Raw genomic sequence first — 12,889 nt, 5'->3', positions numbered from 1 at the left:
GCTTGCGCGAAACGCTGCAACATTCCGCCCGCACTGGAATCGGTGATAGCAACTTTATGGCCCTGGCTACCCCTCCTGAACTTCCCACCCGCGGTGCGCCCGTGCAACCGCTGGCGCGCACGTATCCGCGTGGGCTGCGCATCGAACCGCACAGCCACGCATGGGGCCAATTGCTGTATGCCATGAGCGGCGTGATGTGGGTAGACACCCCCGAGGCGGCGCTGGTGGTGCCGCCGCAGCGGGCAGTGTGGTTGCCGCCAGGGCTGGCCCACGGCATTCGTGTGGCCAGCGACCTGCAACTGCGCAACCTTTACCTGCGCCCAGCGTTGGCGGCCGAGGTGGGTGGCACGATGCGGGTGCTGCAAGTACCCTCGCTGTTGCGCGAGTTGATCATCGCCCGGGTGGCCCAAGGCGACCAGCCTGGCGAGTACCAGCAAGCACTGGATGCGCTGCTGGTGCTGGCACTGCAACGGGCGCAGCCGGCCGGCATGCAGGTACCGTTGCCTACGCAGGGGGATCGGCGCCTGCGCGCGGTATGCGAGGCGGTGCTGCGTGAACCGTCGTTAGTGGTTTCATTCGAGCAGCATGCCGAGCAGGTGGGCGCCAGCACTCGCACCTTGGCCCGCCTGTTCAAGGCCCAGTTAGGCCAAGGCTTTACCGAGTGGCGCCGGCAAGTGCACTTGGCCTATGCCACCACCCAACGTTTGCAGGGGGTGCCGGTAAGCCGTATTGCCGCACAGTTGGGGTATGCGCCGGCTAGCTTCAGCGACATGTATCGCCGCGCGCTGGGGGTGGCGCCGTCGGCGGTAAGCGGCCCAGTATGTCCGATTGGCTGAAGCCTCTGGCCGGTAGCGGGTGTGCTGGGTGGGTAGGCTTGTAGGCCTGTTCAACCAGAGGATACCGCCATGCAAGCGCTGCAATTTACCGCCACCGGGAGCTTGGACCACCTGCGCTTGGTGGACCTACCTAGACCCGTACCGGCCGAAGGCGAGCTACTGGTGCGGGTAGAGGCGGCTGGCCTGAATCCCAGCGACGTGAAAAATGTGCTCGGACGCTTTCCTTACACTACCTTGCCGCGGGTGCCGGGGCGCGATTTCGCCGGGGTGGTGGAACAAGGCCCCGCCGAGTGGGTAGGGCGGCCAGTATGGGGTACCGGCAGGGGGCCGGGTTTTACCCGTGATGGCGCCCATGCCCGCTACCTGGCGGTGCCGGCGGGCGGGGTAGCGGTAAAGCCGCAAGCGCTCAGTTTTGTGCAGGCCGCGAGCCTTGGCGTGCCCTATACCACTGCCTGGGACGCGGTCGAGCGCTGCGTCGTGGCGGCCGGCACCACCTTTTTGGTGCTCGGCGCCAAGGGTGCAGTAGGCAGCGCTGCCTTGGCGCTGGCCAAGGTGCGGGGCGCGCGGGTGCTGGCGGCGGTGCGCCGGCCCGAACAGGCGCAGGCGCTGCGTGATCAGGGCTTCGAGGTGCTGCTGCTGCTGCTGGCCGCGCCCGAGCAATTGGCCGCACAGGTGCAGGCCATATGGCCGGGCGGCGCGGAAGTGATCTTCGACACTACCGGCTTCTGGCTGCCGGCAGCGGTGAGCGCACTGGCCCCGTTCGGCCGGGTCGGCATCATCGCCGCCCCGGCCGACGGTATGGTGGCGTTCCCGGCGTTGGCGCTGTACCGCAAAGGCGGCGTGCTGGTGGGGGTGAATTCGCTGCTGTACGACACGGTACAGTGCGCGGCGATGCTCCGGCAGTTTGGGGCCGACTTCGACCGCGGCGTGTTGCCGGTGCCCCAGCATATCCGCGCAGTACCGCTCGGCAATGCGCTGGGGCAATACCGGGCGGTGGAGGCGGGCAGTAGCGAGAAAGTCGTGTTGGTGCCTTAAGGTACAGGGTCATAACCCAAATTCGGCGACAACCACCGTTCGCTCACGCTCACCGGCTGCGCCTTGCGCTTGGAGTAGGCCTCGATTTGGTCCTTGTCGACCTTGCCCACAGCGAAGTACTGCGCCTGCGGGTGGGCGAAGTACCAGCCGCTGACAGCAGCGGTGGGGAACATGGCAAAGTGCTCAGTGAGGGTGACGCCGCTCTGGTTGTTTTCATCGAGCAAGGCGAACAGCGTGGCTTTTTCGGTGTGGTCCGGGCAGGCTGGGTAGCCAGGGGCCGGGCGAATGCCCTGGTACTGCTCACGAATCAAGGCGTCGTTGTCCAGCGCCTCCTGCGCGGCGTAGCCCCAGAACTCCTTGCGCACGCGTTGGTGCAGCCATTCGGCGCAGGCCTCGGCCAAACGGTCGGCCAGGGCCTTGACCATGATCGAGTTGTAGTCGTCGCCTTGGTCCTGGTAGTGCTTGGCCAATTCATCGGCGCCAATGCCGGCGGTGGTGATGAAGCCGCCTACGTAGTCCGTCAGGCCGCTGCTTTGCGGCGCGACGAAGTCGGCCAGGCACAGGTTTGGCTTGCCGTCGGGTTTGATGGTTTGCTGGCGCAGGTGGTGCAGCTTGGCCAAGGGGGCGCCCTGGTCATCGAACAGTTGTATATCGTCGTCGTCGACCTGGTTGGCCGGCCAAAAACCCACCACCGCGCGGGCCTTGATCAGCTTTTCGTCGATCAATTTGCGCAGCATGGCTTGGGCATCGCTGAACAGCGCCGTGGCGGCCTCACCCACCACCTCGTCGGTGAGGATGCGCGGGTATTTGCCGGCCAGGTCCCAAGAAATGAAGAACGGCGTCCAGTCGATGTACTCGGCCAGGGTGGCCAGGTCGATATCATCGAGCACGCGCACCCCGGTAAAGCTCGGTTGGGCCGGCCGGTAGCTGGCCCAGTCGAAGCCGGCCTTGGCCTTGAGCGCGTCGGCATAGGGTAGGCGTTCGCTACGGCTGTTGCGTGCAGCGGTGCGTTCACGCACCTGGGCGTAGTCGGCGCGGGTACGTTCCACGAAACCGGCCTTTAACTCCTTGGACAGCAACTGCGTGGCCACACCCACCGCGCGCGAGGCGTCGGTCACGTACACCACCGCATCGTTGCGGTAGCCGGGCTCGATCTTGACCGCGGTATGCGCCTTGGACGTGGTTGCGCCACCGATCATCAACGGCAGGGTAAAGCCCTGGCGCTGCATTTCGCGGGCAACTTGGACCATTTCGTCGAGCGAGGGGGTAATCAGGCCCGACAGGCCAATGATGTCGCACTTTTGTTCACGGGCGGTTTGCAGGATCTTCTCCGCCGGCACCATCACCCCCAGATCGACGACGTCATAGCCGTTGCAGCCAAGCACCACACCGACGATGTTCTTGCCGATGTCATGTACGTCGCCCTTGACCGTGGCCATGAGGATCTTGCCCTTCGCCTCGGGCTTGTCGCCTTTCTCCGCTTCGATGAAGGGGATCAAATGGGCCACCGCCTGTTTCATCACCCGCGCCGACTTCACCACCTGCGGCAGGAACATCTTGCCGGAGCCGAACAGGTCGCCGACCACGTTCATCCCGGCCATCAAGGGGCCTTCGATCACTTCGATCGGGCGCGTGCACTGCTGGCGGCAGGCTTCGGTGTCTTCTACGATCCAGGTGGTAATGCCCTTGACCAGCGCATGTTCCAGGCGTTTTTCCACAGGGAAGCTACGCCACTCTTCGGTTTCGGCTTCCTTGACGGCGCCGCCGCCCTTGAACTGGTCGGCGATGGCCAGCAGCGCTTCGGTGGCGTCGGGGTTGCGGTTGAGCACCACGTCTTCGACCTTGTTACGCAACTCGGCGGGGATTTCGTCGTAGATTTCCAACTGGCCGGCGTTGACGATGCCCATGGCCAGGCCGTTCTTGATCGCGTGGTACAGGAATACCGAGTGGATGGCCTCACGCACCGAGTTGTTACCACGGAAAGAGAACGACACGTTCGACACACCGCCGGAACTGAGGGCGTAGGGCAGGTGGTCGCGGATATAAGCACAGGCGTTGATGAAATCGACGGCGTAGTTGTTGTGCTCGTCGATGCCGGTGGCCACGGCGAAGATGTTTGGGTCGAAGATGATGTCTTCCGGCGGGAAGCCCACCTCGTTGACGAGGATGTCGTAGGAGCGTTTGCAGATCTGGGTTTTGCGCGCTTCGGTGTCGGCCTGGCCCTGTTCGTCGAAGGCCATCACCACCACCGCGGCGCCATAGCGCTTGCACAGGCGGGCGTGGTGCTTGAAGGCCTCGACGCCTTCCTTCATGGAGATGGAGTTGACGATGCCCTTGCCCTGGATGCATTTGAGGCCTGCTTCGATCACTTCCCATTTGGACGAGTCGATCATGATCGGCACGCGGGAGATGTCCGGCTCGGAGGCGATCAGGTTGAGGAAGGTGACCATGGCCGCCTTCGAATCGAGCATGCCCTCGTCCATGTTGATGTCGATCACTTGCGCGCCGGCTTCAACTTGCTGCTGGGCCACCTCCAGCGCTTCGCTGTACAGCTCTTCACGGATCAGCCGGGCGAATTTGGCGGAGCCGGTGATATTGGTGCGCTCACCCACATTCACGAACAGCGATTGGCGGTCGATGGTGAAGGGTTCGAGGCCGGACAACCGGCAAGCACGGGGGATCTCGGGAATGCTGCGCGGGGGGTATTTGGCCACCGCGTCAGCGATGGCCCGAATGTGCGCTGGGGTGGTGCCGCAGCAACCGCCGATAATGTTCAGCAGCCCGGCACTGGCGAACTCTTCGACCACCGCGGCCATTTGCGCCGCGGTTTCGTCGTACTCGCCAAAGGCGTTAGGCAGGCCAGCGTTGGGGTGGGCAGAGACGTAGGTGCCCGCTTTGGCCGATAGCTCGGCCAGGTAGGGGCGCAGTTCCTTGGCCCCGAGCGCGCAGTTCAACCCCACCGACAGAGGTTGAGCGTGGCGCACCGAATTCCAAAACGCCTCGGTGGTTTGCCCAGAAAGCGTGCGGCCAGAGGCGTCGGTGATGGTGCCGCTGATCATGATCGGCAGCTCGACGCCGGTTTCTTCGAACACCCCTTGCACCGCGAAAATCGCCGCCTTGGCGTTGAGCGTATCGAAGATGGTTTCGATCAGGATCAGGTCGGCACCGCCTTCGATCAGGCCGCGGGTGGCCTCAGTGTAGTTTTCGACCAGTTCGTCGAAGGTCACGTTGCGATAGCCCGGGTCGTTCACGTCAGGGGAGAGCGAGCAGGTGCGGCTGGTGGGGCCTAGCACGCCGGCAACGAAGCGCGGTCTGTCGGGGGTTTCCAGGGTTTTGGCGTCGGCCACCTGGCGTGCGATGCGCGCGCCCTCGACATTGAGTTCATACACCAGCGCTTCCATGCCGTAGTCGGCCTGCGACACGCGGGTGGCGTTGAAGGTGTTGGTTTCGAGAATGTCGGCCCCGGCATCGAGGTAGGCCTTCTCGATTTCGCCGATCACTTCAGGGCGTGTGAGCAGCAGCAGGTCGTTATTACCCTTCACGTCGCTGGGCCAGTCGGCGAAACGCTCGCCGCGGTAGTCGGCCTCTTGCAGCTTGTAGCTCTGGATCATGGTCCCCATGCCACCATCGAGGATCAGGATACGTTGCGAAAGGGCGTGCTGAAGTGCCTGGCGGCGGGCGCTGCGATCGGGCATGAGGGAAACTCTGCAATAAACCGGTGAAAGGCGCTGATCATAGCAAAGCTGAAGCGTTTTTGAGCCTCTGTGGCTGCTGCATGAATGGGATTCATGTTCACGCGATTCGACGGCCGCTGGTCAAACCGACCGAGCAGCCTAACCATTTTGTAGTCACAACTTCGGTGGGTGCATGCAGTGGGTGCACATTAGCCGTCGCAGTAAAGGGCAATACCCGATGTTGATTTCGATTCAGGCGCTACGGGCGCTCGCCGCGTGGATGGTTGTGTGCCACCACTTCATGCAGATTTTTTTCGATTTTCATGCCGAAGGCCCCATTGGCCATTTCTTTAGCAGCCGAGGGGCTGCAGGGGTGGACATTTTCTTCGTGATCAGCGGGTTGGTGATCTACTTGTCGACCCTCAGCAAGCCCCAGACACCGCAACGTTTTTTGCTTAACCGGCTGCTGCGCATCGTCCCGGCGTACTGGTTCTATACGGTGCTGACGGGGTTGCTGTTGGTCAGCGCGGGGGCCTACCTGCCGCATCCAGAAGTGACCTGGGCGACTTTCGTGCAATCGCTGCTGTTCATCCCCACCGAAAACCCGGGCGGTTACGGCCTGTATCCCACGTTGAACGTGGGCTGGACACTTAACTACGAGGTGTTCTTTTACCTGGTGTTCTCGTTGATGTTTCTGGCGCCGCGGCGGTTACGGCCGATGCTGGTAGCGGTGGTGCTGTTCGTGATCGTGGAAGGCGCAACGCGGTTTGGCTGGGCGAGCCGATTTTACGCCAATACTATTGTTTATGAGTTTCTGCTTGGTATTGCCATTGGTGTGGCTTGGCGGCGGGGCTGGATCCGAGCGGGGCTATGGTGGCCACTGGCATTGGTCGGCATGGGCGCTGTGGCGATCTACTGGCTTGAGCCGAACGACCGGCTGATGGATTGGGGGTTACCCAGCGCGTTGATCGTGCTCGGCTGCGTAGCGCTGGAGCCCTATTTCAAAGGTGCGCGGGTGCTCAAGGCATTGGGGGACCGGTCGTATTCGGTGTACCTGGTGCACCTGCTGGTGTTGTACGCCGGCCGCTGTATCGTTCAGCAATGGGGCGCCAGCGCCTATGGGGTGTTTTTCGGGTTCTGCGTGCCGCTGATCGCGGTCGTATCGTCGCTCAGTTACGCATTACTAGAAAAACGCCTGTATCGGTGGGCCAAGGCCTGGGCACCTCGCACGCGCGCTCAACCGGTGGCCCTACCTCTTACCCGACAAAATTGGTAGGACTTTATTCCGGGGTAGGGTTGGCGTACACTGCCGGTAAGTCTGTGAGGAACCTACATGAGCGCTATAACCATTACCGACGCCGCCCATGATTACCTGGCTGATCTGCTCTCCAAGCAGAACACCCCGGGCATCGGCATCCGCGTATTCATTACCCAGCCGGGCACCCAGTACGCCGAAACCTGTATTGCCTACTGCAAGCCAGGGGAAGAAAAACCCGACGATACCGCCCTGGGGCTGAAAAGCTTTACTGCCTACATCGATGCGATCAGCGAGCCGTTCCTGGAAGCGGCCGTGGTCGACTATGCCAGTGACCGCATGGGTGGCCAGCTCACCATCAAGGCGCCGAACGCGAAAGTGCCGATGGTGGGTGAAGACAGCCCGCTGAACGAGCGCATTAACTACTACCTGCAAACTGAGATCAACCCGGGGTTGGCCAGCCATGGCGGGCAGGTGAACCTGGTGGACGTCGTCGAAGACGGTGTGGCCGTGCTGCAGTTCGGCGGCGGTTGCCAAGGCTGCGGCCAGGTAGACCTGACCTTGAAAGACGGCGTGGAGCGTACCCTGCTGGAGCGCATCCCCGAGCTTAAGGCGGTGCGCGATGTGACCGACCACACCCAGAAAGAAAACGCCTATTACTGAACCCGGTTATTTCCCCGGCCGGTACAGGTGGGCGTGGCCGGCCCGGTAGAGGTTCGACGCCTCGAACGGGTCGCTGCCCAGCACCCGCCCCACCAGGATCAGCGCCGTGCGGCGAAACCCTTGCTCGGCCACCTGCCGTTCGAGGGTGGCCAAGGTGCCCCGGGCGATGGCTTGGTCTGGCCAACTGGCCCTGTGCACCACCGCAGCCGGGCAGTCGGGGCCGTAGTGCGGCAACAGTTCGCCGACGATCGCTGCAAGGTGTTTGACCCCCAAATGGATTGCTAGTGTGCTGCCGTGGCGTGCGAGGTCTGCCAGCGTTTCGCCGGCGGGCATCGGCGAGCGGCCAGCATAGCGGGTAAGGATCACGGTTTGCGCAAGCCCGGGCAAGGTCAACTCGGTTTCCAAGGCGGCCGCGCAGGCCGCGGCGGCGGTCACCCCGGGGACGATCTCGAAATCGATGCCGAGGCGGCGCAGCTCACGTATCTGCTCACCGATCGCGCCATATAGGCTCGGGTCACCGGAGTGCACCCGTGCTACATCTTGGCCGCGGGCATGGGCCCGGGCCAGGTGCTCGATGATTTGCCCAAGGTTCAGCGCTGCGCTGTCGATCACTGCCACGGCGCGGTGGCCGTCAAGCACCGCCGCTGGCACCAGCGAGCCCGCGTAGACGATCACCGGGCAGGTTCGGATCAAACGTTGGCCCTTGACGGTGATCAACTCCGGGTCGCCTGGCCCGGCCCCAATAAAATAAACGGTCATGAACTAAGCATCGTGCAGTAAAAGAGGTTCGGCCAGCGCCAGGGTTGCTTCGGCACTGGCCAGGCGCGGCATGCTGAGGGCTGCCGGGCGCCCGGTCAAGTGTTGGCAATGGGCGAGGGCGGCGCTTTCGGCCACGCCCGCGCAACCGGTGTGGCGCAGGCTGGCGGCCGAGCGGTGGCTGAGCTGGCTGTCGAAGGCGCTTAACCGCGCCGCGCTGTACACAGCCAATGGCAGGCCCAGGTGCTGCGCTAAGCGCTGTAGCCCCGGCTCATGTTGTTTTTGCTCGATGCTGGCCAACCCCTGCACAGCGCCGAGCGGGCGCCCGGCCAAGCCGTGTTCGAGCAGACCGAGCAAGGCTTCGAAGCTGGTGCCACGGCGGCAACCGATACCGGCAATCAACATGGTGCACCTTCAAGTGGGGGCGGCAAAGGCCGGTAGGGTATTTGAGACGCTCGCACAAGCATTGATGGGTGAATGTTGTTGTTGGGCAAGGTGCCTGATAAGCCATCGAGGGCTGTGGCGATGGGCGGCCTGGCAACGAAAGGCACCGCTGGTGTTGTGCAGCGAGCTAATGAAACACCCTAACAGCATTATAGGCCAGTGCTATATTTCGACCCCGGCCGCCCATAGGTTATGCTCTGCCGGTGAGCTACCAAGGGGGGTGCAGTGCAAAGAGAAGAGCGCGATGCATTGGAGTTGGAGCGGCTGATCGCAGAAGCCCGCAAGCTTAATGCCGAGGCACGCAAGCTCGTGGCCGAGGAGCGCAAATACCGCCGCGACGCGGTATTTTACCCGCTGTTCGTCGGTGCCGCGATCTTGACCGCGATTGCCGCGATGGCGCGTTTTCTGCTTCACCCTCTTACTTGAAATTTTGATGGCGAAGGTTCACATTGGCCCTGCGCACCTGAGCCAGCACAGAGGTAAGACATGAGCCGCCAGGAACTTCAAACACAACTTGACGCCATCCGCCGCGAAGGGGCCGCCGTCGACGCCTTGCTGCAACGGCGCGAAACGTTCTTGACCCGCTATGGCGTGATTCCGTTTGGCATCGGTGCCGGGTTTGCCGCAGCGGTATTGTACTCGATGGGCGTGTTCAAGCTGTTTTAATGTGGTGCACAACCATTGGCGCAATCACGGCTCTGCTGAGGCCCAGCGCTCTACAACTGGCACTGAACATCGCACAAGGGCGATAAAGGCAGTTTGAAAGCCGCCTTCATCGCTGTGCCAGCCGGCACTAAGGTGACGTCACCTGCCCCACGTCGTCCTTGGAGGCACGGGGCAGGTCGGTTTTACGCACATCGGCCACTTGCCCCGCCGTGACCGCGCCGGCCTGGTTGCCCCCCGCTGCTGCGAATGAAGTTCACCACGTCGGCCACTTGTTGGTCCTTCAGCCACCAGCCGAAGCTGGGCATGGCGAACGTCGAGGGCGCCGTGCGGGTGGCCACCCACCTATTGCCGCGCAGTACGGTGTGACTCAGCGACGTGGCATCAGCCGTTTGCACCACCGGGTTGCCCGCCAACTGGGAACACCCGGGTTTAGCCGCGGCCGTCGGTGCGGTGGCAGGCGGCGCAATTGTCCAGGTACGCCGAGGCCCCGGGCTTGGTGTCGTCACCCTTCCACAACGCGTGGCCGACCGCGCCATCGTACTGATAGGGCGCGTCGCCGGCATTCACCGGCGGCAGGCTTTCAGGTAACGGGCGATCGCGGTCAGGTCTTGATCGCTCAGGTGCTGCAAGCTGTGCTCGACTACGTCGCTCATGCCACCGAACACCGCACTGCGGTCGCTGTGGCTGGGCTTGAAGAAGGCCATCAGTAGGTCTTCGCTCCAGCTACCCAAGCCGTCCTTGTGGTCGCCCCGCAGGCTTTTGGCGATCCAACCCTCCAAGGGTTCGCTGCCAGAAAGAAACGCGTTACCGTCGGCCTCGTTCAGGGCTTTTTCCTGCAGGGTCAGGGCCCGCGGCGTATGGCAAGCACCGCAATGACCCCAGGGTTTGCACCAGGTAGGCAGCCCGGTTGACCACCGGGTCGGCTTGCGGGCTTGGCGTGAACGGCGCCACCTCCGGGGTGAACAGTTTGCTTGCCATAGTGCTGGTTGCACCAAGCATCGGTTTCGCTGATGCCATGGCGGTAGATCCCCTGGGGGGGTGGCGGGTACGCCTGCTGCGCAGGCGGTTCTGCGTTATCTGTCGCGCTGCGTGCATATAGCGCCGCCGGGCTACCACGCCACGGTTTGGCGAAGATGGCAGCGGCCGCCCCTTTGCGGACAGCGCTGATTACGACCAGCAGGTGAATTTTCAGGGGTCTTCTGTACCATGGTATGTATCCAAATGGTATGTACTATAAAACGGTAATAAAATTTATTAGCTCCTAATAATCTGATATTTGATAATATCGGTTATCAAACGTTGACCGCCATTCGGGTGCCCAGGGCCGCCCCTCCCGTACTGGAGCCGTTATGCAAGACCCCTCGGCAGTCGAGCGCTACCGTGCCGCTGGCCGGCGCGCCAATACCCAGCGCAGTTACCAGGCTGCGGTGGACCATTACGAGCAGCATTGGGGTGGTTTTTTGCCGGCCACCGGCGACACTGTCGCGGCGTACCTGGCGGCCTACGGCGCGGCGCTGTCGATCAATACTCTCAGGTCGCGGCTGGCGGGCCTGGCCCACTGGCACGCCGCACAGGGTTTTCCCGACCCCACTAAGGCGCCCATCGTCAAGGAAGTATTGCGTGGCATCCGCGCCAGCCACCCGCAGCCAATCAAACAAGCCCAGCCGTTGCAGTTGGCGGCGCTCCAGCGTTGTGTGCGCTGGCTGCACGGGCAAATCGAACAGGCCCGTAGCGGCGGCGACGTGCGCCGGCTGCCGCGCCTTTATCGCGACCAAGCGTTGTTGTTGCTGGGGTTCTGGCGGGCGTTTCGCAGCGATGAGCTGTGCCGGCTGCAGGTGCAATGGAACGTGGTGCAGCGGGGGCAAGGCATGAAGCTGTTCCTGCCAACCACCAAGAACGATCGGCAGAACCTTGGCACGCACTTTCACGTGCCATCGTTGCAGTCGCTGTGCCCGGTGCAGGCTTACGAGGCCTGGATTGCACACGCCGGCCTGGCGCATGGCCCAGTGTTTCGCCGGATCGATCGCTGGGGCCGGGTGGGTGAACAGGCGTTGCACCCGTATAGCGTCGGCGGCCTGTTACGTAGGCTGCTGTGTGAGGCGGGGGTGGCGGAGCAGGGCATCTCCAGCCATTCGTTGCGCCGCGGCTTTGCCGGTTGGGCGGCCAGCAACGGCTGGGACCAGAAATCATTGATGAGTTATGTGGGCTGGCGCGACCCGGTTTCGGCGCTGCGCTACCTCGATGCCAACAGCGGGCTCACCGACGGCCGCTTGTGGCGCCTGCCCACCGCGCAAGCCCCGGCATGACGGGCACTTACGGTAGAATCAGCGTCTAGTGTGGTGTTTCACACGTTCGCACAGGCAGTGATTCATGAGTGTTGCTCGCAGGCACGGCGCCCTGATGCGTCATAGCAGGCTATGGCGAGCAGGGGCAATGCAGGCCGGCACAGTGAACAGGGTGCAGGCAACTTCTGAAACACCACACCGGCATTAACAGCGGTATGAAAGGCGGAGCAGGCAGATGGCCCGAGGTGGCATCAATCAAGACAGCGTGCAGCAGGCACGTGACGCAATACTGGCGCGTGGCGAGCACCCCAGCATCGACGCCGTGCGTATCGAGCTTGGCAACACCGGCTCGAAAACCACCATCCATCGTTATCTCAGGGCATTGGAGGCAACCGAGGGCTCGCTCAGCGCAGGCGCGGGCTCGATCAGCGATGAACTCACTGCGTTGGTGGGGCAACTGGCGCAGCGCCTGCTGGGGGAGGCGCAAGCGCGTATCGACGAGCTCCAGGCCCAGCACCAGGGCGAACGTGACGAATGGGCGCGGCAGGCAGGCGATTACCAGGCGGCGCTGGAACAGGCGCGGCAACAGTTGCAAGTGACCACCCAGGCCCTGGCCAGCGAAACCGAAGCACGGGAAACCGCCCAAGCCTCGTTGCAGGCTGAACAAACACGCAATGCCGGGCTGGGCCAAGCCAATGCCGGCCTGCAGATGCGTGTCGACGACAAACAAGCCCAGGTCGCGTCGCTCGAAGAAAAACACCGCCATGCCCGCGATGCGCTGGAGCATTATCGCACCGCCGCCAAGGAGCAGCGCGAGCAGGAACTGCGCCGGCATGAGTTACAGGTGCAGCAAGCCCAGGCCCACGCGCTGCAATTGCAGCAAAGCTTGGTGGTGTGCCAGGGCGAATTGAGCCGGGTAGAGCGCGAACGCGAGCGCCTGCTGGCTCGCTGCGAGCAAAGCGAGCAGGCGCTGGTGGGCGCGCAACACGCGGCCGCCGAGCAGGCCCATGCCCTGGCCGGGCTACAGGCGCGCACCGCCCAAGCAGAGGGCGCCCGAGGCGTGCTGCTGGAGCAACTCGCCGAATTCAAGGCCGAGCGTGTGGCATTAGAGCAGTTGCTGCAGGGCAGCCACCAGGCACTGGCGCAGGCACGCGAAGCGCTGGCCGTGGCCAATGCCAACAACGCACGCTTGGCCGCGTTAGAAGCCGCGCGATAGTAACCGCTTATCGCTGGGCCCCACTGCCCTGCCAGGGCGGGGCGGGGCGCCAAGCGCTT

At 63.3% G+C, this 12,889-nt stretch carries 11 protein-coding genes and 1 pseudogene; 8 read left to right on the top strand and 4 right to left on the bottom strand.

Translation table 11 applies throughout. From position 1 onward, the window contains the following. Window positions 1–56 precede the first annotated feature (56 nt). Entirely contained in the window at window positions 57–836 is a 780-nt protein-coding gene (locus HAQ05_RS03505; protein WP_190417418.1) for an AraC family transcriptional regulator, read from the top strand. Between the two features lie 69 nt (window positions 837–905). After that, on the top strand, window positions 906–1,871 hold the full coding sequence (locus tag HAQ05_RS03500) for a quinone oxidoreductase family protein (RefSeq protein WP_190417416.1): 966 nt from the start codon (window positions 906–908) through the stop codon (window positions 1,869–1,871). Here the strand turns inward: HAQ05_RS03500 and metH are convergent. Further along, a complete protein-coding gene (gene metH / locus HAQ05_RS03495; RefSeq protein WP_190417414.1) occupies window positions 1,868–5,566 on the bottom strand; it encodes a methionine synthase in 3,699 nt (1,232 codons plus the stop codon). The genes HAQ05_RS03500 and metH overlap by 4 nt on opposite strands. A 217-nt stretch (window positions 5,567–5,783) precedes the next feature. Here metH and HAQ05_RS03490 point away from each other — a divergent pair, with 217 nt between their 5' ends. Then, complete coding sequence (locus HAQ05_RS03490; protein ID WP_190417406.1) at window positions 5,784–6,821, top strand: acyltransferase family protein; 1,038 nt, start codon at window positions 5,784–5,786, stop codon at window positions 6,819–6,821. A 57-nt stretch (window positions 6,822–6,878) separates the two neighbouring features. Next, window positions 6,879–7,463 (top strand): Fe-S biogenesis protein NfuA, encoded by a 585-nt coding sequence (gene nfuA, locus HAQ05_RS03485; protein WP_190417404.1) that lies wholly within the window; start codon window positions 6,879–6,881, stop codon window positions 7,461–7,463. A 6-nt stretch (window positions 7,464–7,469) separates the two neighbouring features. Here nfuA and cobM read toward each other — a convergent pair whose 3' ends face one another. Continuing rightward, window positions 7,470–8,222: a precorrin-4 C(11)-methyltransferase gene (cobM, locus tag HAQ05_RS03480; protein ID WP_190417402.1), complete on the bottom strand. Its 753-nt coding sequence runs from the start codon at window positions 8,220–8,222 to the stop codon at window positions 7,470–7,472. A gap of 3 nt (window positions 8,223–8,225) precedes the next feature. Continuing rightward, window positions 8,226–8,624 carry a cobalamin biosynthesis protein gene (locus tag HAQ05_RS03475; RefSeq protein ID WP_190417400.1) on the bottom strand — a complete coding sequence of 133 codons (399 nt, stop codon included), beginning with the start codon at window positions 8,622–8,624 and terminating at the stop codon, window positions 8,226–8,228. Window positions 8,625–8,888: 264 nt separating this feature from the next. Between HAQ05_RS03475 and HAQ05_RS03470 the strand changes: the two genes are divergently transcribed. Continuing rightward, window positions 8,889–9,089 (top strand): hypothetical protein, encoded by a 201-nt coding sequence (locus HAQ05_RS03470; RefSeq protein ID WP_190417398.1) that lies wholly within the window; start codon window positions 8,889–8,891, stop codon window positions 9,087–9,089. Between the two features lie 60 nt (window positions 9,090–9,149). Further along, window positions 9,150–9,329, top strand: a complete 180-nt coding sequence (locus tag HAQ05_RS03465; RefSeq protein ID WP_190417396.1) for a hypothetical protein — start codon at window positions 9,150–9,152, stop codon at window positions 9,327–9,329. Window positions 9,330–9,456: 127 nt separating this feature from the next. Here the strand turns inward: HAQ05_RS03465 and HAQ05_RS03460 are convergent. After that, window positions 9,457–10,295 (bottom strand): annotated as a pseudogene (locus HAQ05_RS03460) (c-type cytochrome); the annotation flags it as partial. 383 nt (window positions 10,296–10,678) lie between these two features. Between HAQ05_RS03460 and HAQ05_RS03455 the strand changes: the two are divergent. Together HAQ05_RS03455 and HAQ05_RS03450 are read left to right on the top strand one after the other, a co-directional pair. Next, a complete protein-coding gene (locus HAQ05_RS03455) occupies window positions 10,679–11,635 on the top strand; it encodes a site-specific integrase (RefSeq protein ID WP_190417394.1) in 957 nt (318 codons plus the stop codon). Window positions 11,636–11,849: 214 nt separating this feature from the next. After that, a complete protein-coding gene (locus HAQ05_RS03450) occupies window positions 11,850–12,830 on the top strand; it encodes a DNA-binding protein (protein ID WP_190417392.1) in 981 nt (326 codons plus the stop codon). Window positions 12,831–12,889 lie beyond the last annotated feature (59 nt).

The sequence above is a fragment of the Pseudomonas typographi genome, from assembly GCF_014694385.1.
Lineage (GTDB): Bacteria > Pseudomonadota > Gammaproteobacteria > Pseudomonadales > Pseudomonadaceae > Aquipseudomonas > Aquipseudomonas typographi.
The sequence above is the reverse complement of the archived record's forward strand: the minus strand, read 5'-3'. Positions and strand labels throughout refer to the sequence as shown.

Excerpts from the sequence above, each read along its gene's own strand:
- cobM (WP_190417402.1), bottom strand. The coding sequence starts at position 8,222 with ATGACCGTTTATTTTATTGGGGCCGGGCCAGGCGACCCGGAGTTGATC.
- HAQ05_RS03500 (WP_190417416.1), top strand. The coding sequence starts at position 906 with ATGCAAGCGCTGCAATTTACCGCCACCGGGAGCTTGGACCACCTGCGC.
- HAQ05_RS03465 (WP_190417396.1), top strand. The coding sequence starts at position 9,150 with ATGAGCCGCCAGGAACTTCAAACACAACTTGACGCCATCCGCCGCGAA.
- HAQ05_RS03505 (WP_190417418.1), top strand. The coding sequence starts at position 57 with ATGGCCCTGGCTACCCCTCCTGAACTTCCCACCCGCGGTGCGCCCGTG.
- HAQ05_RS03490 (WP_190417406.1), top strand. The coding sequence starts at position 5,784 with ATGTTGATTTCGATTCAGGCGCTACGGGCGCTCGCCGCGTGGATGGTT.
- HAQ05_RS03475 (WP_190417400.1), bottom strand. The coding sequence starts at position 8,624 with ATGTTGATTGCCGGTATCGGTTGCCGCCGTGGCACCAGCTTCGAAGCC.
- nfuA (WP_190417404.1), top strand. The coding sequence starts at position 6,879 with ATGAGCGCTATAACCATTACCGACGCCGCCCATGATTACCTGGCTGAT.
- metH (WP_190417414.1), bottom strand. The coding sequence starts at position 5,566 with ATGCCCGATCGCAGCGCCCGCCGCCAGGCACTTCAGCACGCCCTTTCG.
- HAQ05_RS03455 (WP_190417394.1), top strand. The coding sequence starts at position 10,679 with ATGCAAGACCCCTCGGCAGTCGAGCGCTACCGTGCCGCTGGCCGGCGC.
- HAQ05_RS03450 (WP_190417392.1), top strand. The coding sequence starts at position 11,850 with ATGGCCCGAGGTGGCATCAATCAAGACAGCGTGCAGCAGGCACGTGAC.